Origin of the sequence: uncultured Candidatus Puniceispirillum sp., from assembly GCF_963979125.1 — a bacterium.
Classification (GTDB): Bacteria; Pseudomonadota; Alphaproteobacteria; order Puniceispirillales; family Puniceispirillaceae; genus Puniceispirillum.
In genome coordinates this window covers 1-23,963 of the sequence record NZ_CAXBVX010000022.1, presented here as the reverse complement: position 1 = coordinate 23,963, position 23,963 = coordinate 1, and the positions used below count along the sequence as shown (strand labels likewise).

Genomic DNA, 23,963 nt, shown 5'->3' with positions numbered 1-23,963 from the left:
CAAGCCACTTCATGATCCAGCAACCATCATGCCATCAATCCGCAGGGACGGGGCGGCGATGCTGTCACGCATATCAATATCATCCGCCGTTGTTATGGCCATCAGCATGTCTTTAAGATTACCAGCAATGGTAGCTTCGGTGACAGGGCCAGTGATGTTGCCATCAACAATCCAGAAACCACCTGCACCACGACTATAGTCACCCGTGATCATGTCAACCGAGCTACCCATCATTTCGGTGACCAGAAAACCTTCCTTGATGTCGGCAATCATATCAGCGCGCGATAAAGTGCCGTTCTCCAGAAAAAAGTTGCTGGCGGATGGGGATGGTGCACCGCCCATTGACCGGCGTGCGTTTCCTGTAGGTATCATCTCCAGCTTGGCGGCTGATGCCAGATCAAGGAACCAGCCTGTCAAAACGCCATCTTTGACCATAAGACGTCTGCTGACAGATAAACCTTCGCCGTCAAACAAACGTGACCCCATCCCGCGCGAACGCAGAGGATCATCAATGAAATTCAACCCTTTGCTGGCTATCTGCTCACCAAGGCTGTCTTTAAGAAAGCTGGTGCCGCGCGCGATTGCCGCACCATTAATGGCACCTGCCAGAGTGCTGACAATTGATGACGAAACACGTTGATCATAGATAACCGGAAATTGTCCTGTTTTTGGCTTGCTGGCACCAAGACGCGACAATGTACGTTTTGCTGCACTATGTCCAATGGCATCTGGGGCGTCCAGATCTTCGGCAAATACGGCGGCGCTATAGTCGTAATCACGCTCCATCTGACCGTCTTTTTCGGCAATCACAACGGCTGAAACGCCAGATGAAGACCGTTTATAGCTTGCTGAAAACCCGTTGCTGGTAGCGATCAGCACATTGACCACACCAAAACTGGCAGAAGCGCCATCGGAATTGGTGATGCCTTTATGTGATAAGGCGGCATCTTCAGCCTGCTTGGCACGCTCGGTTAATGTTTCAACACTGGTTTCGGTCGCATCAAACATATCGAGTTCAGGAATATCCGATGCCAGTTCCTCAGCTTTGGCAAGCCGTACGTAGGGGTCTTCAGGTGCCAGCTTGGCCATGGCTACGGCACGTTCTGCCAGCTGCTTTATGGTATCGCTATCAAGCTGGCTGGTTGAAATCGATGCTGTGCGTTGCCCCACAAAGACGCGCATGCCGACATCATAATCTTCGGATCGTTCGGCGGCTTCGACTTTGCCAAGGCGGATATCGACACTATTGCCTTCACCTCGCGCTAGTGTGGCGTCAGCTCCATCGGCGCCTGCGGCTTTAGCGGCATCAAGAAGTTCGGAAATTAGATTTTGTTCATGTGTTTTCATGTCTTATCAGATAACCCGCCCGCGTTCAGTTTTCAACTGTCCAGCGTAAAGCGGGTCTTAAAAATTGAATCAGTTGAAGCTTTTTCATTTTCCGTTTATGACTGCCGCATGATCTATAACATTTTTATCGATGGTGAAGCTGGCACCACCGGCTTGAAAGTGGCGTCTCGGTTGGCGTCGCATCCGCATGTGCATGTGCTGCATCTTGATGCTGCTGTGCGCAAGGATATGTCAGCGCGCCTTGACATGATGGCCAAAGCCGATGTGGCAATCCTATGTTTGCCTGATGCCGCCGCAATAGACGTTGCTAAAGCCGCCAGCACTATGGATGTTTGTCTGATCGATGCGTCAACAGCGCACCGGACTAACCCTGATTGGGCATACGGTTTTGCCGAAATGGATGCTGAACAACGTCATGCGTTGGCATCATCAAAACGCATATCAAACCCCGGATGTTATCCAACAGGTTTGATTGCCTTGCTTCGGCCTTTGATAAATTCGGGAATAATCCCACCTGATGCAGATATAACGGTTCCCGCTGTCAGTGGTTATAGCGGGGGTGGCAACGCCATGATAGCGATGCACGAAGCTGGAGATCTAGCTCCACATCTGGCCTATGCCACGGATTTAGCGCATAAGCATGTGCCCGAAATGCAGCTATATGCCGGCCTTGATAAAGCACCATTATTTATGCCATCGGTTGGTAATTTCTATGCTGGCATGCTGGTACATTTGCCGCTTCACGCACATCAATTCAGCACGCCACCAACCGCATCGTCACTCTATAATCTACTACGTGACTGGTATGCAGATAGTGCCCTTGTGGCTATGGGTGCGGATCGTGCCAATGATCTTGGTGGCCAGACCTCTATGGCCGCTGATAGTTTGGCAGGGCAGAACAATATGGAATTGTTTGTTTTTGCCAATAAGGACGAAAGCCAGTTCTGGCTTACAGCGCGGCTTGATAATCTTGGAAAAGGCGCGTCGGGTGCGGCTGTCCAGAATATGAACATCGCGCTTGGCATTGCGGAAGATACCGCTCTTGTCTGATAACGCACGGCAATCTGGCCATCCTTCTAATCAAGTCAAACAGCTTGATGCCGCGCTTTATTTGCCGCAACAAACCGAAATTGATCGTGCATTGCGCTATCCATATGACGCGCCAACAGGTGCTTTTGTGCTTGATTGTGGGCATTTGCGTCCATTGCATGATGCTGGGATACTGACTGGGCGAACTGCGGTTTTATCGGTGGGGTCGAATCGGGCACCTGTGCAACTTCTCCGAAAGTTTGGCAAAGATGCTGTTGTGCCTGTCACGCCTGCCACCCTGCATGATTGTGATATCGTTCATGTCGCCATGTTGGGCTATTACGGGGCGGTGCCATGTACAGCCTTTCCTTCACTAGGATGCCATGTGCGCTTGAACGTAGCGTGGCTTGATGCTGATCAATTAGCTGAAATGCATCGCACCGAGGCTGTTGGTATAGCTTATGATTATGTCCGCTTTTCCAAAGATGCTGTCACGCATTTGCAGATTCCCGAAGCCAATGGTTATGTTGTTTCTGCCGATACACCTCTTTTTGGCTATAACGCCCGTGCAGGCGTTCTTGATATAGGCAACGGTATGCCAGCAGCGTTGCCCACTATTACATCTGAAGGGCGCTGGTTTTCAGCCTTTACCCAAGCCGAGGCGGCAACCTTTGTCCGGCGGTTATGCCAACATAATGATGCGCGCGATCACGCCTCATTTGTTGCCGATATGCGGGTAGATAAACTGGCGCGTGATACCATTCGTGAAGTGCTGTCGGCACATGCTCTTTTTGCAACAAATTCGCCTTGGTCAGTGATCGATATTGAATGCGACGATCTGGACGCGTTTCTATAGGCCTACTCGCATTACATGATCGGCAACGGTAAAGACAGTCAAAATCAGCCCGGCATTACGATTTGATTTGAACAGACGTAATGCCATAGCTGGATCATGTGCATCAAGCTGGCGTAATTGATGCGCCAGATGCAATCCCATCAGGCTGACTCCTGCAAACCATAACCCAAATCCAGTTGCCAAATAAAACCCGCTTGATAGCAATAAAATGGCAATTGCATAGGCGATACCTACCCCTTTATGCAGATTTTCGCCTAACCCAAGGGCAGATGATTTAACGCCGCTTAAGCGATCATCGACCATATCTTGAACGGCATAAATTGTATCATAGCCAAACACCCACGCGACGCTTCCGGCATAGATAATCCAGAATGCTAGTGCTGGCGCGTGATTAGTTGCCGCCGCAACGCCAAGTGGCACCCCCCAAGCAAAAGTCAGCCCAAGGACAAATTGTGGAAACCATGTCACCCGTTTGGCAAGTGGATATAATGCGACCAGCGGTAATGATCCAATGCCAATGAAAATGGCCATCGGTGGTAATTGCACAAGCACCGCAAGTCCGATACATCCAAGGCAAACAAGAAACATAAACGCCATGCCCATACTGATAGTGCCAGCGGCAAGCGGGCGTGACTGTGTGCGTTCAATTTTAATGTCGATATCTCTGTCCCACATGTCATTGATAACGCAACCAGCCGCGCGCATGGTAATCGCCCCAATCATGAACAGCACCATTAACAAGCCCATCTGCCCTATATCATTAACGGCAACGGGAATTACCCACCATGCAGGTAACAGCAAAAGCCACCATCCAATAGGCCGATCTAACCGTGCCAGATAGATATAGGGATGCCATCCTTTTGGAAGGCTTTGCCACCAGCCAAGAAGCTGTATATCGGTATGGCTAGGCTGGCCTTGTGGTGAATTTGTTTGTGCTTTGCTCATGATTTACCATTATTGGCTTCGCGCGCACTAATCAAGTACCCACTGATTGCATCTACCTAATTAGCATATTGAAATTGACATATTGAATTGTTTCATCAAGGTGGCTACTTACTGCCTATGAAGCCGACTCAGGAAAATCAAACACCCAAAGCACGCCTATATGTTGACGCGCCATTGCGCACAGGCGATTTGGTCACTGTTAGCAAGGAACAGGCACATTATCTGGGTAATGTCATGCGCTTGCCGATGGGGGCAAAAATTGCTCTGTTTAACGGACAGGATGGTGAATGGCATGGTGTGATCGCCACGCTTGGTAAACAGGGCGCACAGATTGAATTAACCCATCAATCACGACCACAAACGAACAGTCCTGATTTATGGCTCCTTTTTGCACCAGTGAAAAAGGCACGTCTTGATTTTATTGCGCAAAAAGCAAGTGAGCTTGGCGTGAGCCGGATTTGGCCAGTTCGCACTGATTTTTGCCAGATTTCGCGGGTAAAGGATGAACGTCTAGCGGCAAATGCCATCGAAGCCGCTGAACAAACCGAACGACTTGATATTGCCAGAATCATGAATTTTGACAAATTAACCACGGTACTTTCCGACCTCGAAGATGATCGTCTATTGATCTGGTGTGACGAAGCAAACGCTGGGGTGGCAAAACACAATATCACCACCGCTTTAGCGGCGATTGACGCGCCAAAAAAGGCGGCCATTCTGATTGGGCCTGAAGGTGGATTTTCGCCTGCCGAACGTAAAATCTTGACGCAAATAGATAATTGTCTAACAACTTCATTAGGTCCACGTATTTTACGCGCGGACACAGCGGCCATTGCGGCACTGGCTTGCTATCAGGCAATTTGTGGTGACTGGCGTTAGATATGATAATCCAGATGACTTTTAGACCGAATCGAGGACAAGATTATGACCAATAATGGCGTGCCGCTTTCGGACAAACAACAGATGATAGACTGGGTTGCCAAAGGTGCTGGGCCTGCCGATACATGGCGTATTGGAACCGAGCATGAAAAATTCCTGTTTTACCGCGATGATCTGCGTCCGGTTACGTATGACGGTGAAAATGGTGTTCGCGTTATGCTGAATAACCTTCGTGCGCGTCTTGGCGAAAAAGCACAGCCAATCATGGAGCATGGCAACATCATCGGCATTACGGATGGCATGGGTGGCTCGGTAACGCTGGAACCTGGAGGTCAGTTGGAACTCTCAGGTGCGCCGCTGGAAAACCTGCATCAGACATGTGCAGAAACAGGGCGGCATCTCAAACATATGCGCGCGGTGTGCGATGCGCTTGGTATTGGTATGCTAAGCCTTGGTTTTAACCCCAAATGGGGACGTGATGATATTAACTGGATGCCCGAGGGGCGCTACAAAATCATGCGTGACTATATGCCAAAAGTCGGCTCACTTGGCCTTGATATGATGTTGCGGTCATGTACCGTTCAGGTCAATCTTGATTATGCTGACGAAGAAGACATGCGGCGCAAATTTCGTACATCACTGGCCTTACAACCGGTGGCTACGGCATTATTTGCCAATTCTCCATTCAAAGATGGTGCCCCATCCGGATTGGTTTCGACGCGCGCGCATGTTTGGACTGATACTGATAATGCGCGTTGTGGTGTGCCTGCTTGTGTATTTGATCCGGCGTTTGGCTATGAACAATGGATTGATTATATTCTTGATGTTCCCATGTATTTCTTGCATCGCGGTGATGATTATCTGGATGTTGCGGGCAAATCATTTCGTGACTTCATGGCCGGAACGCTTGCGGGATTTGAGGGGCAAACCCCAACAATGGGCGATTTTGAAGATCACGTCACCACAGCATTCCCTGAAGTGCGACTAAAGCAATTCATTGAAATGCGTGGTGCCGATGGTGGTTCATGGGGCAATATCTGTGCCTTGCCTGCTTTCTGGGTCGGGTTGTTATATGATGCTGATGCCTTGGCCGCCGCCGAGGCACTTGCAGCGCCGATCACTGCCAATGATGTTATGGAAGCAAGGCTTTCTGTTGCGCGTGACGGATTGAACGGAAAACTGGCGCATTATGATGTGTATGATCTGGCGACCCAGCTTGTTGATATTGCCCGTGCTGGGCTGCATCGGCGCGGTATTCTTGATAGTGGCGGCAATGATGAAACTGGATTTTTGAGTCCGTTGCAGAATATTCTGCGTACGCGCAAGACTTATGCAGATGAAATGCTGATCCGCTATCATGGGGCATGGAATCAATCTGTTGATCCGGCCTTTATTGAGCATATTTATTAACAGCCCTCTATTCCGGCAACATATCAGCCCCCATATAAACAAAGAATATAATATCCGGCCAGAAAGTTTACTGACAAACATGTTTGCGCTTCTGCTTGTTGTTTTTATTAATTTTGTCGGTATTGGCGCCTTGATTCCTATATTGCCCTTTACCGTTGTTGATACGCTTGGCCAATCGGCAACGGTGATGACAGCATTGCTAGCATCCTTTGCCTTGGCGATGTTTGTGGCCAATCCTATACTTGGCTGGTTATCTGACAGGATTGGGCGGCGTTCGGTACTTGTTGTGTCGCTATTTATTGGCGCATTGGCACATGTCTGGTTCGCCTTTTCGACTGACATTATTCATATGTTTGCCGCACGAATTCTAGCGGGTCTGGCTGCTGGCAATACAGGGGTCATTCAAGCCATTATTGCCGACCGGGTTAAATCGGAAGACCGCGCCAAATATATGGGACTTCTTGGTGCGGCGATTGGCACTGGTTTTGTCGCTGGTCCAGCGCTTGGTGGTATCCTCAGCGGCCTTGGTGGTGGCCCGCTTCATCAGGCACCATTCCTTGTGGCGGCTATATTTTCGGTGATTGCGTTCGGTCTGGCGCTTCGTCTTAGCGAGACAACCATTGCCGCGCCTGTCAATAATGCGCCTCAAACTAAAACGCCTTTAACGCGCCGTATTGGTGATATCCTGGCAAGCCCGCTGGCGCTTTATGCGATTGCCTATTTCTGTCTTAACTTGGCCTTTGCTCAGGTTGAAGCGTCCTTTGTGCTTTTGCTGAAAGACTATCTTGATTTTGATGCGCGTGCGACAGGCTGGCTCTTTACCTATGTGGGCGTCTGTATTGTAATGATTCAGGCAGGTTTGATTAATCCGGTTGTGCGTAAATTTGGCGAGGTGGGTACCATTGCGATTGGTGCCATTCTGCTGGCAACAGGCCAAGGCATGATCGTGCTGATGTCTTTGGATATGTTTTTTGGGAATGCGTTCCCGCTTGCACAGATACTTCTGGCAACAACGGCGGTCTGTTTTGGTTATGCGCTTAGCAACCCGTCCCTGACTGCCGCCGTCAGCAATATTGCTGATAGGAATGTGATGGGTGGGTCGCTTGGCACCGTTCAGGGTTTTGGATCATTAGGACAGGTATTTGGCCTTGTCATTGCAGGGCCATTATACGAGCTTGGTGGTGCGCATTATTCCTTTGGTGTTGGCACAATTGTGACAATTTTATTGCTTGCCCTTGTTACACAGCTAGTGCGCCCAAACCGTTCACAAACCAACTAGGCCGCTTCGGTTCCCCCAACAGTAATTCCACCCATCTTGACAGTTGGCTGGCCAACGCCTACGGGAACGCTCTGGCCTGATTTGCCACATGTGCCGATGCCACTATCAAGTGCGGTATCATTGCCGATCATGCTGATCTTTGACATAGCGTCAGGACCATTGCCGATCAGGGTTGCACCCTTGACTGGGGCGCCGATTTTTCCGTTTTCAACCAGATAGGCCTCGGCCGCAGAAAACACAAATTTCCCTGATGTAATATCAACCTGACCCCCGCCAAAATTCACCGCATATATACCCTTTTTGATTGAGGCGACAATCTCTTGCGGATCATCTTTACCGTTTTCCATGTAGGTGTTTGTCATCCGTGGCATGGGGGCGTGTTCGTAGGATTCGCGACGACCATTGCCAGTTGCATCTACGCCCATAAGCCGCGCATTCTGTCGATCCTGCATATATCCTTTTAGAATACCATCTTCGATCAGAACGTTGCGTTTGCTTGGTGTGCCTTCATCATCTACCGTGATCGAACCTCGGCGATCAGCAATTGTGCCATCATCGATAACAGTAACACCTTTGGACGCAACCTGTTCGCCAACACGGCCACTAAATACGGATGTGCCTTTGCGATTGAAATCGCCTTCCAGACCATGGCCAACAGCTTCATGCAACATCACGCCTGGCCAGCCCGATCCCAGCACTACTTCCATTTCGCCAGCTGGTGCGGCAATCGAATCAAGATTGAGCACTGCCATACGCAAGGCTTCGTCAATTTGCGCTTTCCAGATCGCGGGTTGCATATAATCGGTAAACATTACCCGGCCACCAGCACCTGTGCCACCTGATTCCATGCGGCCATTCTGTTCGACAACGACATTAACGCCCAGACGCACAAGCGGGCGGATATCGGCAACCCGCATGCCATCGCTGCGCATGATTTGGACAGCTTGCCATGAACCGGCAAGGCTGGCGCTTACCTGAACAACGCGCGGGTCGGCAGCGCGCGCATAGGCATCCATTTCCTGCAAAAGTGCAATTTTGTCTTCAAACGGCGTGTGATTGAGCGGGTTGGCGTCAGAATATAGAGGTTGGTTAGCGCCAGCCGCAGGACCAACAGACAAGGTGCCGTTATAACCGCTGGTGACAGCTTTGACACTGGCAGCGGCGCGGCGCAAAGCATCTTCGCTCAACTCACCTGCATGGGCATAGCCATGCGCTTCCCCAGCGATCGCGCGCAAACCAAAGCCGCTTGACTGGTCATAACTGGCAGATTTCAAACGACCATCATCAAATAATAATGTCTCGGCATGGCGCATTTCCATGAAAAGCTCACCATCATCGGCGCCAGACAGCGCATCTCGCACAACGGCTTCAGCCTGATCAGGATCAAGCCCGGTGCGGGTAAAAAAGATGTCATTTGTTTGTGCAAGCATATCCATTGTGTGTCCAAGCATTTCAATATGTTGTTCGAATCGGTGATCTAAGGATGTGTCTAGAGAATGGGGCAGAAACCATCAAATTTCAAGGGAAAGCCATGGACTATATTGCTGGATGCACCTGCATAATTTAGCAAAAAAGCCAAAAACTGAAAAAAAGATAAAAATTATAGCGACAGGCTGCCGCACGGGGCTATCATCTTGTGTTGAAACAGTCTAAATAAACGATGTTCTGGTAATCATTTATGATCTGCGAACATGCTTATTGATCTTATATGGATCTCGATATTTGTGGGAGAAAAATCCATGCCGTCTTTGTCTAACATCTTGTTGGATCTAAAAACTGGTTCGCGCCGCGCTTGTCTAGCGCCCTTTGCCGTTGCGTTGAGCAGCTTTGTTGGAATTGTTGTTGCTACTAGCAACATGGCACATGCAGCTGTACCCCAGCCCTGGCAAATGGACTTGCAGCCGCCTGCTGGCAGCATCGCCGAAATGGCGACGGATCTTCATAATCTTCTACTGGTGGTGATTACGGCCATTACACTTTTTGTGCTTGGCTTGTTGCTTTATGTTGGCGTCAAATTCCGCGCCAAGGCCAATCCTGTTCCTTCGCGGACATCGCATAATGCTGTAATCGAAGTTCTGTGGACTGTTATTCCGGTACTTATTCTTGTTGGTATCGCCATTCCGTCATTTCGCCTTCTTTATTATATGGACCGCACTAATGAAACCGATATGGTGATCAAGGTAACGGGCAACCAATGGTACTGGAACTATGAATATCCGGATGATGGTGTCGCTTTTGATAGCTATCTAGTCGAAGAAGCTGATCTTCAGCCGGGCCAGATACGAATGCTTTCTGTTGATAATCCCCTTGTCGTGCCTGAAAATACGCGGATCAAACTGCTTATTACGGGTAATGATGTGATGCATTCGTTCTTTGTGCCATCACTAGCTGTTCAGATGTACGCCTTTATCGGCCGTACCAACGAAGCATGGATCGATGTGCCAGTTGGCGCCAACACCTATTATGGTCAGTGTAATCAGATTTGTGGCATTAACCATGCCTATATGCCGATCGAAGTGAAGTCATTGCCAAAGGATGAATATGCGGCATGGCTGGCGAACGCCAAGCAAGAATTTGCAAGCGCTGATGCTGTCATACCGTCAATTGGAAACCTTGCATCTGAAACAACTGTTGTAGCGTTAGCCAAATAACGCAATCGAAGAGGAAATTAATATGAGTGCGCAAGCCCACGCCCACGCTGATCACGGCGCCCCTTCAAGTTTTGTGCGCCGTTGGCTTTATTCAACAAACCACAAAGACATCGGTACTATGTATCTGGTGTTCTCAATTCTTGCTGCCTTTATCGGTGGTGGCCTTTCGGTCTATATGCGTATGGAATTGATGGAACCTGGCGTTCAATATATGGCTGATGGGCATGTATGGAACGTGTTCACCACCGCGCATGGCCTTATCATGGTGTTTTTTGTTGTCATGCCTGGGTTGATTGGTGGTTTTGGTAACTGGTTTGTGCCCATCATGATTGGGGCGCCGGACATGGCTTTCCCTCGGATGAATAACATCAGCTTTTGGTTGCTTCCGCCGTCATTTATTTTGCTATTGCTGTCAGCTGTCATGGATGGTGGTGCGGGTGTTGGCTGGACGATTTATCCGCCTTTATCTTCATCTTCTGGTACGCCAGGCATGTCGATGGATCTGGCGATTTTCTCACTTCATCTAGCAGGTGCATCATCAATTCTGGGTGCCGCGAACTTCATCACAACGATCTTCAATATGCGTACACCAGGCATGACATTGCACAAGATGCCTTTGTTTGCATGGTCAATGTTGATCACTGCGTTTTTGCTATTATTGGCGGTTCCGGTTCTGGCTGGTGCAATCACCATGCTGTTGACGGATCGTAATTTTGGCACAACCTTCTTCATCCCTGAGGGTGGTGGTGATCCAATCTTGTTCCTGCATTTGTTCTGGTTCTTTGGTCATCCTGAAGTTTACATCATGATTTTGCCAGCCTTTGGTATTGTCAGTCATATCGTATCGACATTTTCAAAGAAGCCTGTTTTCGGCTATCTGGGGATGGCCTATGCCATGGTTTCGATTGGCTTTGTCGGCTTTATCGTTTGGGCACACCATATGTACACAGTCGGTATGAGCGTTGATACGCGCGCCTATTTCACGGCCGCTACTATGGTCATAGCGGTGCCTACAGGCGTTAAGATCTTTTCATGGATTGCAACAATGTGGGGCGGATCGATTTCATTCCGCACGCCTATGCTATGGGCAATTGGCTTTATCTTCTTGTTCACCCTTGGTGGGGTGACAGGTGTGGTTCTGTCGAATGCGGGTCTTGATGTGGTTCTGCATAACACCTATTACGTGATCGCCCATTTCCATTATGTGCTCTCGCTTGGTGCTGTGTTTGGTTTGTTTGCTGGTTTCTATTACTGGTTCCCGAAAATGACTGGTTATGAATATTCGGAAACACTTGGCAAGTTGCATTTCTGGATCACCTTCATTGGTGTGAACCTGACCTTTTTCCCAATGCATTTTCTGGGTCTGGCAGGTATGCCGCGTCGTTACATCGATTATCCGGATGCGTTTGCTGGCTGGAATATGGTCGCGTCAATCGGTTCATTTATCGGTGCGTTTGGTGCGATTTTGTTCCTGTTCGTCATTGCCGAGGCCTTTTATGCAAAGCGTCGTTCTGCTGATAATCCATATGGCGAAGGCGCGACAACGCTGGAATGGCAGGTTGCGTCACCGCCGCCGTATCATACCTTTGATGAGCTTCCAAAGGTCAAATAACCCTTTCATGGCAAGCTATTAAGCTTGTCATGACAAAAGAGGAAAACGTGATGTCAGTCACATCGGATCATCAAATCGCGTCACCTACCGACGGCTTTAGCGGGCCGTCGGTTGGCGACTTCTGGGCATTGTTAAAGCCTCGGGTGATGAGTTTGGTTATTTTCACTGGTTTTGCGGGCATGTATCTGGCGCCTGGTTCATTACATCCTCTAGTTTTTGCTGTTTCATTATTTGCCATTGCCGCAGGTGCAGGTGCGTCGGGTGCCATAAATCAATGGTATGACCGCGATATTGATGCTGTCATGACACGCACAAAGAATCGTCCGATTCCAGCTGGTGTCATGATACCTGCCGAAGCCCTCACAATGGGATTGGTCATATCGGCTTTATCGGTTTTACTGCTTGGACTTGCGGCCAACTGGCTTGCGGCGGGTCTGCTTGCTTTCACAATCTTTTTCTATGCGGTCATATACACAATCTGGCTAAAGCGTAGCACGCCGCAAAATATTGTCATCGGTGGTGCAGCTGGTGCCTTGCCTCCTCTGATTGGCTGGGCCGCTGTTACTGGCGGTATTTCAATAGAGCCGCTTTTGCTATTTGGTATCATTTTCATATGGACACCTCCCCATTTCTGGGCGCTGGCTTTGGTTAAAAATGACGATTACAAAGCCGCTGGCGTGCCTATGCTGCCGGTGGTTGCTGGGCACGATGAAACCCGCAAACAGATATTAATCTATGCGTTGATTCTGGCACCTCTGGCTGTGGTACCATCCTTTATCGGGATGGCATCATGGATTTATGGTGGGTTTGCATCGGTTGCTGGTGCGATCTTTGTTGCTATGTCATGGCGTATCTGGGCAAGCAAAAGCAATGTGTTGGCAATGCGCCTGTTTGCTTATTCGATCCTGTATCTGTTTCTTATATTTCTGGCTTTGGTTCTTGATCAATTCGTTGCGGGTATGGTGCTATGAGTGAACTAGACAAACAAGCTCCGATCCCGAAAACAGCTGAAGAGATGCAGCGTATGCGAAGAGGTCGTAATCTGGCTTTACTAGGCATCATTGTTGGGCTGGTTGTGTTGTTCTATGTGCTGACGCTGGTTAAAGTTGGCGGTGCATCATCATGAATATCCAGACTGTACCTGCGACATCCACTGCCAATGGCAACAAGCGCTTGCTAATGTGGCTTGGTTTATTGGTCGCGGGCATGGTTGGCTTGGCTTATGCTTCGGTACCGCTTTATGATCTATTCTGCCGGGTGACAGGCTATGGTGGCACCACGCAAATTGCCGAAAATGTGAATGAAGATATTGTGTATGACCATCCGGTGAAAGTCCGTTTTGATGCAAATGTGAATCCGGCGCTGAACTGGTCATTTGTGCCTGTTGACAAGCCGGTGACACTGAATCCGGGCGAAGAAGTTGTAATCAATTATCGCGCAACAAATCTAGCTGATACGCCAACAACAGGCACTTCGACATTTAATGTTACACCAGTCAAAGCTGGACAGTATTTTATGAAGCTTGATTGTTTTTGCTTTATCGAACAGACATTACAGCCTGGCGAGTCAGTTGATATGCCCGTTCGGTTTTTTGTCGATCCCGATATTGCAAAAGATGAAAATGCGTTGGATGTGAAAGAGATTATTTTATCATACACTTTCTTTCCAGCCCTAGAAGGTTGATTGTTTAAAGACTAGAATAGTCGTGGTGAGGTGGCTTTGCCTGAAACAGGTAGATGCCAGATTATAAGGAGACTAAAATGAGCGGTGCAAACAAACACCCGTACCATCTTGTAGAAGCCAGCCCATGGCCAGCAGTGGGGTCGGCGGCGGCCTTTACGATGGCAATGGGTGCCGTGATGTATATGCATGAAGTTGCGTATGGCACAGCCCTCTTGGGCGTTGGCTTTGCTTTGGTATTGCTGACTATGTTCATGTGGTGGCGCGATATTATTCGTGAAGCTGAATATCAAGGGCATCATACCCCGATCGTTCAAATCGGCATGCGCTACGGAATGATGCTGTTTATCGCCTCAGAAATCATGTTCTTTGTGGCTTTCTTTTGGGCGTTCTTTGACCGTGCCTTATTTCCGAATGATGGCATTTGGCCGCCTGAAGGAATCACTACTTTTGATCCGTTTGATCTGCCTCTTATCAACACCCTGGTTCTGCTTTTGTCGGGTTGTACCGTCACCTGGGCGCATCATGCTATGCAGCATGGCAACCGCAAGGATTTCATGAATGGTCTTGGCCTGACCGTTCTGCTTGGCATCAGCTTTACCGCATTACAGGCATTGGAATATGCGCATGCGCCATTTGGCTTTACAGACGGCGTCTATCCATCTGTATTCTACATGGCAACAGGCTTTCATGGTTTTCATGTGATCGTCGGTACATTGTTTCTGGCTGTATGCTGGTTCCGCGGTGCGGCTGGTCATTTCACACCAAAACAGCATTTTGGTTTCGAAGCTGCCGCATGGTATTGGCATTTTGTTGACGTCGTATGGTTGTTCCTGTTTGCCGCTATCTATTGGTGGGGCGGGTAATCTTCGTTTCTTGAAAAATTAACAGGAGCGCTTAATCTATAGCGCTCCTTTTTTATTGCACGGCTTGGGGAAAGCGGCCTTTATAGTCGGGCAGATACAAAACGCATAAGTGGTAACAGATTTATATGATTAAATTCCGGCCCTTTCTTTGGCTTAGTGTTGTTGCAATTCCGGCTTTTGCCGTTTTGCTGATGCTTGGTACGTGGCAGCTTCAACGTCTGCAATGGAAAACTGATCTGATTAACAGTTTCGAGGCACGTTCACTTGCCGCCGCCATTGCACCGCCTAGCGTTGATGCGCTGACCGACGATTATGAATTCCGGCGTTTAGCTCTCACAGGCATTTTTGCCCATGACAAAGAACTATATATGACGGGCAAGACCTATGAAGGTAATGCAGGCTTTCATGTCGTCTCCCCCATGACATTGATCGATGGTCGTATCATTATGATCAATCGGGGCTGGGTATCCGAAGATTACCGCGATCCAACGAAAAGAGCATTTTCACTTGTATCAGGTGAGGTGACGGTTGATGCGATTTTACGAATGCCTGGCAAAAAGGGGTATTTCGTCCCTGAAAACGAACCTGACAACGGGTTTTGGTTTACTATGAATCCAGCCCAGATGATAACGCATCTGGATTTGGCTGATAATGGCATTACTGCCTTTTATGCCGATAGTTTGCGCACCAGTGATGTTGTAACTTTGCCGATAGCTGCCAAAACTGAACTGAATTTGCGCAATGCACATCTTAGTTATGCTATGACATGGTATGGCATTGCCCTTGGTTTGCTGGCGGTTTATTTGGCGTTTCATCATCAGGCTGGCCGTCTGACATTCTTAAACGCTTCTGCAAAGCAAGATGACGGAGAGGCATAATGCAATATATCAGCACCCGCGGGAATGACGGACCATTAGGGTTTGAAGATGCGCTTCTAAGCGGACTTGCGCGCGATGGCGGTCTCTATTTGCCAACTGCATGGCCACGCTTCTCTATCGATGAAATCCGGGCGATGCAGGGACTTTCCTATGTCGAGCTTGCAGGTCGGATCATGGCACCTTTTTGTGAAGGTGAGATTGATCAAGCTGAACTCACCGATATGGCACGTGATGCTTATTCTGGGTTTGACGATCCGGCGATTGCCCCTTTGGTAAAGCTGAATGACGATATTCATGTATTGGAATTGTTTCACGGTCCGACGATTGCTTTTAAAGATTATGCGATGCAATTTCTGGCACGTGCCTTTGACCGTGCATTGCAAGCGCATGGCAGACAGGCAGTTATTTTGGGGGCAACAAGCGGCGATACAGGTTCGGCGGCGTTAGAGGCTTTTCAGGGGCGTGATGCGGTTGACGTATTCATTCTATTTCCCGAAGGCCGCGTTTCACCTGTTCAGCAACGCCAGATGACATCGGTTGATGCGCCAGGCGTGCATGCGGTTGCGGTACCTAGCGATTTTGATGCCTGTCAGGATATTGTCAAAACACTGTTCAACGAACATGATTTCCGCGACGCGGTAAATCTTTCGGCGGTTAATTCAATAAACTGGGCGCGTTTAATGCCCCAGATTGTATATTATTTTTCATCAGCACTTGCGCTTGGCGCGCCGGATAGAAAGGTCGCTTTTTCGGTGCCGACAGGTAATTTTGGTAATGTGTTTGCAGGTTATGTTGCCGCCCAGATGGGCTTGCCGATTGAACGATTGATCGTGGCGTCGAACCAGAATGATATTCTGACCCGCTTTTTTGAGAGTGGAACGATGCAGCGTGAAGCTGTTGCCCCATCACATAGCCCATCAATGGATATTCAGGTTTCAAGCAATTTTGAACGGTTACTGTTTGAATTGCTTGGGCGTGATGGCACTGCGGTGAATACGGCTATGGCTACATTTGCCAAGACCGGACGTTTTGATGTAGCCGCATCGGTACTGGAAAAGGCGCATAATATGTTTGCTGGTTATCGGCTCGATGATGCGGCAACGCTTGCTGAAATACGTCAAAGCGCGACGAACGACCATATGGTGCTAGACCCACATAGTGCGGTTGGTGTTGGCGCGGCGCGCATGGCGCTGGCTGATGGCACTATTCCGGCGGGTGTGCCGATCATATCTTTGGCTTGTGCGCATCCAGCAAAGTTTCAGGATGCTGTCGCCTCGGCAACAGGCGAAATACCTGCATTACCTGCGCATTTGTCGGATCTGATGTCACGGTCTGAAAAACAGCTATTTGCCAACGCGACACCAGACGCTGTAAAAGCACTGGTTTTACAGGAAAAGCGAAGCATATGAGTGCCGCAAGGCTGACCAGACTTGCCAATGGGCTGGGTGTTGCGACGCGAGCTATGCCGCATAGTCAAACCATCTCGATTGGTATTTGGGTGCAGGCTGGCGCGCGCGACGAGCGGCAAAACGAACAGGGCATAGCCCATATGCTCGAACATATGGCGTTTAAAGGCACAAGCAACCGTGATGCTTTGGCGATTGCAACCGAAGTCGAAGATGTTGGTGGCTTCATGAATGCCCATACCAGCCGTGAAGAAACGGCCTATTACATTCGAATATTGCCTGAACATCTTGATCTTGGCATCGATATTTTGGTTGATATTCTGACCTGTTCGACCTTGCCCGAAGATGAAATCGAACGTGAACGCGGCGTTATCATTCAGGAAATAGGCCAGTCGGTTGATACGCCTGACGATATGGTTTTCGATCTGTTTGCCGAAGCGACGCATGGTGGTCATACCCTTGGCCGTCCTATATTGGGAACCGTTGATAGTGTCTCGGCTTTCAGCCAGCGCGATCTGGCTGGTTTTATGCAGCGGCATTATGGTGCTGAACAGATGCTGGTATGTGCGGCAGGTAAAATTGAACATGATGATCTTGTTACCCGTATAACCGATGCGATAGGGGGTATCAAAACTGCTGAACATGCCAAGCGTAACAGCCCTTCATGGCAGGCTGGGCGTCATCTTCTTACTCGTGATCTTGAACAGGCTCATGTCATTTTTGGATTGCCAGCCCCATCAGCGACCACGCCAGACCGGTTTGCCTTGATGGCACTTTCAACACTTTATGGAGGGGGCATGTCATCGCGCCTGTTCCAACAGGTGCGTGAAAAACGTGGCTTATGCTATTCGATCTTTTCATTTCCAACGCTTTATTCGGATTGTGGTGTATTTGGCGTTTATGCAGGCACATCCGCCGATAAGGTTGACGAAATGCTTCGTGTCTCGGCAGGTGAACTGGCCGCTATTGCAACTACCGTAACTGATGATGAGGTTGCCCGCGCCAAAGCCCAAATTCGCGCCAATTTACTGATGAGTCGTGAATCCGTAGCGGCCTGTGGTGATGCACTTGCGCGTCAGATTACGTTGTTTGGTGCCCCGCAGGATGATACCGATCTGCTTGATGCCATTGACGCGATTACACCAAAAGCAGTTAGTCAGGTAGCCGCCAGCTTGATCGCGGCAGGTGATCCGGCTGTGGCATTGGTGGGGCCAAGTGATAATATCATGTCAAACAGCCAGCTTGGTGCCGCGCTATCAGCCTAGCATTGTGCATGTATCACGGCTATCAGGCGTTGCCCGCTATATCATTATAATGTGCGGGATTTATGCCAAGTGCTGCATAGGTTTCATCCCATATATCGTCGGCGTCGCAGTCAAACACAAGTTCATGTGACGCGGGCAGGGTAAGCCACGCATTGGCGGCGATTTCGGCATCCAGCTGACCACCGCCCCATCCTGCATAACCAAGCGAGATAATCGATTGTGATGGTCCGGTTCCATTGCTTATATCTTCCAGAATATCCAGGCTTGTGGTCAGGCCGATTTCATGTGTAATTGGATTACTTTCGGGCAGCATATGATCTTGTGAATGCACGACAAAGCCGCGATTACCATCAACGGGGCCACCAATGAAAACAGGTTGATCAGCACAAAATCGCGGTGTGCCTATTTCAAGTGTTTCATATAGGCTGCCCAAATTAAGCTTTTCTGATTGCTGGTTGATCACAAATCCCATGGCTGACTGGTCGTCATGTTGGCACATCAGAATAACCGCTTTTTGAAACCGTGGATCAAGCATCTGCGGCACAGCAATCAGTAAATGCCCCTGTAATCCTTTTGGTGCAGAAATTGGTGTTTGTGAATCTGTGCTAAATGACGACACGGTTCAGCTTGTTTCCTTTGTTTTATGTCTTATCTAGATTAGACAGCTAATCGGATAATTGGTAAAGAGCTATTCTAGCTTTGCCCACTGCACCGATCATATGGATCAGGTTATGTTTAACAGCCTTACATCAAAATCTGGCAACTATTGCTTGTTGATTCATACTATGTGGCGACGGGTCGCAATCCGCCCGCTGATGGCATTTATATCACTGATTTCATTCATATTTATGACATGCTCTGCTTATGCAAATCAAACCTCATGGACAGGTGATCCATCAATGGCCGAAATGCGGCTGGTATCGGCGGTTGCTGGAACAGGTACTTTGGAAAATATTCCACTTGGATTGGAATTCAGGATGGCGCCTGGCTGGAAGATTTATTGGCGCACCCCGGGTGAGGCAGGTCTTCCCCCCTCGATCAATCTGGACCAGAATGTTAACAAGGCATTATCTGCTGATATTGCATGGCCCGCCCCCAAAAGATTTAACGCTTTTGGGTTTGATAATTTTGGCTATGCCGAACATGTTGTTCTACCCATAACGCTAACTGGACATATAAGCGGTACACCGCTTCAGCTAACTACCGATGTTGAAGCACTTGTTTGCGCGGACATCTGTGTCCCTCTTGCAGGATCGCTCGGTCTTGATATTGCTGACGGTGCCGCATTACCGACCATACATACTCAGATGATCGCCGAATATGCATCGGCGGTGCCACGTCCGGGATCGGCTCCCAATATCAACGCACAGACACTATGGCATGATGCCGAAAATCTATATGTCAGGTTTTCCGCCACAACAGTGCCGCTTGACGATATTTTTGTCGAAGGGATTGAAGGCCTCGCTTTCAAAAAACCGGAGATGAATGGCCAGATTGCCCGTATCCCCATGTTGGGGAAACAGCCTGACATTATGCTGGGCATGCCTTTAACATTGACCATTGTTGGCCAGCCGTCACGGGCGGGTCTTGGCAAAGGTGATGTCGAACTGGCCGAAGTGAATGTGGTTATTGGCACAGCCGCACAGGCACCAGAGTTTAATCCGCAGACCACCCCATCATTTGCTTTTGGCGCGATCCTGTTAACCGCATTTCTGGGTGGGCTTATTTTGAATCTTATGCCTTGTGTATTGCCAGTTCTTGCGATCAAGGTGACATCAATTCTATCAGCGGCGGGCCTATCATCATGGCATGTGCGGCGGCGTTTTCTGGCATCTGCCGCAGGCATAATGGCCAGCTTTATGATCTTGGCGGCGGCGCTTGGTATTTTACGATATGCCGGCGCACAAATTGGCTGGGGTATTCAATTTCAGAATCCGGTATTTCTGATCGCCATGACATTGGTCATCAGCCTGTTTGTGCTGGCCATGCTTGATCGGCTGACCTTGCCAATTCCGGCGTTTGTCATGCGTATATCAACAGGCTCAGGTTATGCTGGAGATTTTATGGCAGGGATGTTGGCAACCTTACTGGCCACACCTTGTTCGGCACCTTTTGTTGGCACCGCTGTCACCGCGGCTTTGACAGGCGATAATATCATGCTTGTTGGCATTTTTGCCGCAATGGGGCTTGGGCTTGCCATGCCGTGGTTGATTTTGGCGCAATGGCCGCAAGCTATCGCATTTTTGCCAAAGCCTGGCCGTTGGATGCTGGCTATGAAATATATGCTGGCCTTATTGCTAAGCGGCACTGTTATTTGGTTGATGTCGCTATTTCATACGCTTGGCGGTTCAGATGCTACACGTGCGCTTGTGGTTATTTTGGTGCTTGGCTTTGGGTTGGCTACGTTCCGTGGTTTTGCTGTTCGGGCGACCCGCGTGATTATTACCTTTACGGTGGTGGCGGCGCTGGCTGTTCCTATATTGATGTCACCACAACCCCGAAAAATGCCATTACCGGTGGCTGGCCTTGGGGTGGATGTAGCATGGCAACCATGGCAGGAAGGTAGCATAGCCATGCATCTGGCCAAAGGGCAGGTGGTATTTGTTGATGTAACAGCTGACTGGTGTATTACCTGCAAGGTAAATAAACGATTTGCCATCAATGATCCGGCGATTGCGGCGCGCCTAGGCACCGCCCAACGTCAGGGAACACTTGCGATGCTTCAGGCTGACTGGACGCGTCCTGATGACGCTATATCGCGTTTTCTGGTGCAAAATGGTCGCTTTGGAATTCCGTTCAATGCTATATTCAGTCCATCGCACCCAACAGGCATCATTCTGCCTGAATTGCTGACGACTGACATTCTCGATAGTAATTTTGATTTAGCTGGACTGGCCGCCAACTAGATTTGATTTTTGGTCATGCTAATTGTACTAGTGTGGCTTGGTATCACCCCAATTATAGAAAGACATAGTTAATGACAATTGAATCAGGACAAAACATACCTTCTGCCCAATTTCAGATTAAATCTGATGAAGGTATTGATGCGTTTTCAACCGACGATTATTTCAAAGATTCCCGTGTTGTTATGTTTGCCGTACCGGGGGCTTTTACACCTACCTGTTCGGTCAAACACGTACCTGGCTATATCAAACATGCGGACGCGTTAAAACAAGCAGGCATTGATAAGATTGCGTGCCTGTCAGTTAATGATGCGCATGTGATGCATGCGTGGGGCGAGGCTAGCCAAGCTGATGGCATCATAGATATGATAGCTGACATGGACGGGTCATTTTCACGCGCGCTTGGTATTGAGGTCAATATGGGCGCGATCCTTGGCAAGCGCGCAACGCGCTGTGCCATAATCGTTGATAATGGGCTTGTTACGCATGTTTTGATGGAAGAGCCAGGTGAGTTTTCAGTTTCCAGTGCCGAGAATGTGCTGGCAACCTTGGGGGCATAACTGCTGGTTTATTTCAGGCTTTCGGCCGCACGGCGTGCCAGCACATCACAGCGTTCATTTAACTCGTTACCTGCATGCCCTTTAACCCAATGCCATGTGATCTGATGGCGTTGGGTTGCTGCATCCAGTATTTCCCATAAATCCTGATTGGCAACTGGCTTTTTTGCGGCTGTACGCCATCCATTTGCTTTCCAGCGTGCCATCCAGTCAGTTACGCCATTCATGACATATTTGCTGTCGGTATGAAGCTCAACCTGCATCGGGCGGCTGAGCGCATTCAAACCTTCAATGGCGGCCTGTAATTCCATACGGTTATTAGTTGTATCAGCCACACTACCTGACAATTCCTTTTCGGTACCCCGCCAATTCAGGATCGCCGCCCAGCCACCAGGGCCCGGATTGCTAAGGCATGACCCGTCAGTATGGATCGTCACACCAGTGCTCATTGATAGAAACCATAGGCACTAGGCCCCGAAACTGATTGATGAAACCGCAGAATCGACCAATATTCCATTGGATCTTTAGGGCTGACCAACGCATCTTTTGGCGTGTTCATCCAGTCATATAGCCGTGTCAGAAAGAAACGCATTGCCGATCCGGCAGCCAGAACAGGAATATTGTTAATTTCATCGACACTCAGATGCCGAACTGACTGATAGCCGTTAATCAATGCCCGCGATTTGGTCATGTTAAAACTTCCATCAGCTTCAAAACACCATGAGTTAAGACAGATGCCGACGTCATAGGCAAAAATATCCTCACAGGCAAAATAGAAATCGATAAGCCCTGTCAGATTATCCCCCATAAACAGAACATTATTCGGGAAAAGATCAGCATGAATGATGCCGCGTGGCAGGTCATGTGGCCAGTTATGGGTAATCTGTGCAAGCCGCTTTTCAACTTGTGCCAGCATATTATCGCCAAGCTCATTTGTTCGATTGCCGACTGAATCAAGCAACGGTTTCCATGCATCTGGCCCCAACGCATTAGCGCGGGATCGTGATATGCCATCGGCATTGATATGCAACTGGGCTAATGCGACACCAAGAGCGCGGCATTTAGCTCTATTTGGGTAACGCGAAGACGTTCCGTCAAGAAATGTAAAAATCGCGCAAGGGCGCCCCATTATTTCAGCCAGAACAGAACCATCCTTCGCCGCAACTGGAAGCGGGCAATTCATTCCTTTTCCGGCTAGATGCTCCATTAATTCGACAAAAAAAGGCAAATCGTCTGCATTCACCCGCTTTTCATACAGTGTCAGAATAAAATGCGCTTTCGTCGTACGAAGCAGATAATTGGAATTTTCAACACCTTCTGCAATGCCTGCAAAACTGACAACTGTGCCAATATCGTAACGTGACAGAAATTCTGTCAATGTGGTGTCATCAACTTCGGTGTAAACGGCCATACGATGCTTCTGTTATCCAGATAATTAACTTTGTAAGATGGACGGTAACTTAAAGGTCATATTCTCTTTTACATGCCCATGCTCGACAACATCAACATCGTAGAGTGTTTTTATAGCATTCAACAAATCAGTCACCAGAATTTCAGGCGCTGATGCGCCTGCTGAAATGCCGATATGTGTGGCTTCTTTGACCATATCCCAATCAACAGCATGTTTATCTGCAACCAGCGTTGCCTGCTTGGCACCGCTTCGTAATGCAACTTCGACAAGCCGCTGTGAATTTGACGAATTTTTTGCCCCGATTACCAACATCAGATCCAGCCCTTTGGCCATATCCTTGACAGCATTTTGACGATTAGTGGTGGCATAACAAATATCTTCGCCGCGTGGCCCGGTAATATCAGGAAAACGAAACTGTAAAACTGAAATGATCGCGGCTGTATCATCGACAGACAAGGTCGTCTGGGTGGCAAAAGCCAGCGCCGCATCATCTGGTGGTGTAACGTTTTGGGCATCTTCCACGGTTTCAATCAGGGTGATTTCATTAGCGGCAACTTGTCCCATTGTGCCTTCGACTTCGGGATGTCCGGCATGCCCGATCAACAGAATATGTCGCTTCTGAGCAGCATGGCGTTGGGCTTCGATATGTACTTTTGTCACCAGTGGGCAGGTTGCATCAACAGCAATCATATTATGTTCTTTGGCTTCGGCAACTACAGCCTTGGCAACACCATGCGCGGAAAAAACCACGGGTGCGCCTTTTGGCACCTCATCCAATTCCCTAACAAAGACAGCGCCTTTGTCAGCCAGATCATCAACCACAGTTTTGTTATGTACAATCTCGTGTCGTACATAGACAGGTGCGCCATATTTTTCTAGCGCAACTTCGACAATGCGAACCGCTCGGTCAACCCCAGCACAAAATCCACGGGGTGCCGCAAGAATGATTTTTTTCTTTGGTGTTTCCAAATTAATTTCCATAGGTTGTT

At 48.9% G+C, this 23,963-nt stretch carries 23 protein-coding genes; 16 read left to right on the top strand and 7 right to left on the bottom strand.

Annotated features, from left to right (window positions below; genetic code table 11):
- Positions 1-9: 9 nt before the first annotated feature.
- Positions 10-1,347, bottom strand: coding sequence for a TldD/PmbA family protein (locus tag ABNT28_RS03965; protein WP_348721045.1), 1,338 nt, complete (start codon positions 1,345-1,347; stop codon positions 10-12).
- Positions 1,348-1,455: 108 nt separating this feature from the next.
- Here ABNT28_RS03965 and argC point away from each other — a divergent pair, with 108 nt between their 5' ends.
- Positions 1,456-2,397, top strand: a complete 942-nt coding sequence (argC, locus tag ABNT28_RS03960; RefSeq protein WP_332924036.1) for an N-acetyl-gamma-glutamyl-phosphate reductase — start codon at positions 1,456-1,458, stop codon at positions 2,395-2,397.
- Positions 2,390-3,232, top strand: a complete 843-nt coding sequence (locus ABNT28_RS03955) for a hypothetical protein (protein WP_332924037.1) — start codon at positions 2,390-2,392, stop codon at positions 3,230-3,232. The genes argC and ABNT28_RS03955 overlap by 8 nt, the downstream gene beginning before the upstream one ends.
- On the opposite strand, the gene ubiA is transcribed toward ABNT28_RS03955, so the two are convergent.
- Positions 3,227-4,177 (bottom strand): 4-hydroxybenzoate octaprenyltransferase, encoded by a 951-nt coding sequence (ubiA, locus tag ABNT28_RS03950; protein ID WP_332924038.1) that lies wholly within the window; start codon positions 4,175-4,177, stop codon positions 3,227-3,229. The genes ABNT28_RS03955 and ubiA overlap by 6 nt on opposite strands.
- Positions 4,178-4,294: 117 nt before the next feature.
- On the opposite strand from ubiA, the gene ABNT28_RS03945 reads away from it, so the two are divergent.
- The 3 genes from ABNT28_RS03945 (at position 4,295) to ABNT28_RS03935 (ending at position 7,745) form a co-directional block, all read left to right on the top strand.
- Positions 4,295-5,056, top strand: a complete 762-nt coding sequence (locus ABNT28_RS03945; protein WP_332924039.1) for a 16S rRNA (uracil(1498)-N(3))-methyltransferase — start codon at positions 4,295-4,297, stop codon at positions 5,054-5,056.
- Positions 5,057-5,101: 45 nt separating this feature from the next.
- On the top strand, positions 5,102-6,466 hold the full coding sequence (locus ABNT28_RS03940) for a glutamate--cysteine ligase (protein ID WP_348721044.1): 1,365 nt from the start codon (positions 5,102-5,104) through the stop codon (positions 6,464-6,466).
- Between the two features lie 79 nt (positions 6,467-6,545).
- On the top strand, positions 6,546-7,745 hold the full coding sequence (locus ABNT28_RS03935; RefSeq protein ID WP_332924041.1) for an MFS transporter: 1,200 nt from the start codon (positions 6,546-6,548) through the stop codon (positions 7,743-7,745).
- Here the strand turns inward: ABNT28_RS03935 and tldD are convergent.
- The gene (tldD, locus tag ABNT28_RS03930) at positions 7,742-9,181 is read right to left on the bottom strand and encodes a metalloprotease TldD (protein ID WP_332924042.1); all 1,440 of its coding nucleotides are present in this window, start codon (positions 9,179-9,181) and stop codon (positions 7,742-7,744) included. The genes ABNT28_RS03935 and tldD overlap by 4 nt on opposite strands.
- A gap of 303 nt (positions 9,182-9,484) precedes the next feature.
- On the opposite strand from tldD, the gene coxB reads away from it, so the two are divergent.
- From coxB to ABNT28_RS03885, 9 genes are all read left to right on the top strand, one after another.
- Entirely contained in the window at positions 9,485-10,396 is a 912-nt protein-coding gene (gene coxB / locus ABNT28_RS03925; protein WP_348721043.1) for a cytochrome c oxidase subunit II, read from the top strand.
- Positions 10,397-10,418: 22 nt separating this feature from the next.
- Positions 10,419-12,008, top strand: a complete 1,590-nt coding sequence (gene ctaD / locus ABNT28_RS03920; RefSeq protein ID WP_348721042.1) for a cytochrome c oxidase subunit I — start codon at positions 10,419-10,421, stop codon at positions 12,006-12,008.
- A 50-nt stretch (positions 12,009-12,058) separates the two neighbouring features.
- A complete protein-coding gene (locus tag ABNT28_RS03915; RefSeq protein ID WP_348721041.1) occupies positions 12,059-12,979 on the top strand; it encodes a heme o synthase in 921 nt (306 codons plus the stop codon).
- Positions 12,976-13,134 (top strand): hypothetical protein, encoded by a 159-nt coding sequence (locus tag ABNT28_RS03910; protein ID WP_332924046.1) that lies wholly within the window; start codon positions 12,976-12,978, stop codon positions 13,132-13,134. Before ABNT28_RS03915 ends, ABNT28_RS03910 begins: the two co-directional genes overlap by 4 nt.
- The gene (locus ABNT28_RS03905) at positions 13,131-13,691 is read left to right on the top strand and encodes a cytochrome c oxidase assembly protein (RefSeq protein WP_332924047.1); all 561 of its coding nucleotides are present in this window, start codon (positions 13,131-13,133) and stop codon (positions 13,689-13,691) included. Before ABNT28_RS03910 ends, ABNT28_RS03905 begins: the two co-directional genes overlap by 4 nt.
- A gap of 77 nt (positions 13,692-13,768) precedes the next feature.
- The gene (locus tag ABNT28_RS03900; RefSeq protein WP_348721040.1) at positions 13,769-14,554 is read left to right on the top strand and encodes a cytochrome c oxidase subunit 3; all 786 of its coding nucleotides are present in this window, start codon (positions 13,769-13,771) and stop codon (positions 14,552-14,554) included.
- A 125-nt stretch (positions 14,555-14,679) separates the two neighbouring features.
- A complete protein-coding gene (locus ABNT28_RS03895; RefSeq protein WP_332923935.1) occupies positions 14,680-15,432 on the top strand; it encodes an SURF1 family protein in 753 nt (250 codons plus the stop codon).
- A complete protein-coding gene (thrC, locus tag ABNT28_RS03890) occupies positions 15,432-16,841 on the top strand; it encodes a threonine synthase (protein WP_348721039.1) in 1,410 nt (469 codons plus the stop codon). Before ABNT28_RS03895 ends, thrC begins: the two co-directional genes overlap by 1 nt.
- Positions 16,838-18,103, top strand: a complete 1,266-nt coding sequence (locus ABNT28_RS03885; protein WP_332923933.1) for a pitrilysin family protein — start codon at positions 16,838-16,840, stop codon at positions 18,101-18,103. Before thrC ends, ABNT28_RS03885 begins: the two co-directional genes overlap by 4 nt.
- Before the next feature lie 22 nt (positions 18,104-18,125).
- Here ABNT28_RS03885 and ABNT28_RS03880 read toward each other — a convergent pair whose 3' ends face one another.
- Positions 18,126-18,722, bottom strand: a complete 597-nt coding sequence (locus tag ABNT28_RS03880) for a YqgE/AlgH family protein (RefSeq protein ID WP_332923932.1) — start codon at positions 18,720-18,722, stop codon at positions 18,126-18,128.
- Between the two features lie 112 nt (positions 18,723-18,834).
- Here ABNT28_RS03880 and ABNT28_RS03875 point away from each other — a divergent pair, with 112 nt between their 5' ends.
- Both ABNT28_RS03875 and ABNT28_RS03870 read left to right on the top strand, forming a co-directional pair.
- The gene (locus ABNT28_RS03875) at positions 18,835-21,009 is read left to right on the top strand and encodes a protein-disulfide reductase DsbD domain-containing protein (protein WP_348721038.1); all 2,175 of its coding nucleotides are present in this window, start codon (positions 18,835-18,837) and stop codon (positions 21,007-21,009) included.
- Positions 21,010-21,080: 71 nt separating this feature from the next.
- The gene (locus ABNT28_RS03870) at positions 21,081-21,566 is read left to right on the top strand and encodes a peroxiredoxin (RefSeq protein ID WP_332923930.1); all 486 of its coding nucleotides are present in this window, start codon (positions 21,081-21,083) and stop codon (positions 21,564-21,566) included.
- Between the two features lie 8 nt (positions 21,567-21,574).
- Here ABNT28_RS03870 and rnhA read toward each other — a convergent pair whose 3' ends face one another.
- Genes rnhA through ispH form a run of 3 tightly spaced genes read right to left on the bottom strand, consistent with a single transcriptional unit; the run spans position 21,575 to position 23,955 of the window.
- Complete coding sequence (gene rnhA / locus ABNT28_RS03865; protein ID WP_332923929.1) at positions 21,575-22,012, bottom strand: ribonuclease HI; 438 nt, start codon at positions 22,010-22,012, stop codon at positions 21,575-21,577.
- Positions 22,009-22,974 carry a homoserine kinase gene (locus tag ABNT28_RS03860; RefSeq protein ID WP_332923928.1) on the bottom strand — a complete coding sequence of 322 codons (966 nt, stop codon included), beginning with the start codon at positions 22,972-22,974 and terminating at the stop codon, positions 22,009-22,011. The genes rnhA and ABNT28_RS03860 overlap by 4 nt, the downstream gene beginning before the upstream one ends.
- A gap of 24 nt (positions 22,975-22,998) precedes the next feature.
- A complete protein-coding gene (gene ispH / locus ABNT28_RS03855; RefSeq protein ID WP_332923927.1) occupies positions 22,999-23,955 on the bottom strand; it encodes a 4-hydroxy-3-methylbut-2-enyl diphosphate reductase in 957 nt (318 codons plus the stop codon).
- Positions 23,956-23,963: the final 8 nt, after the last annotated feature.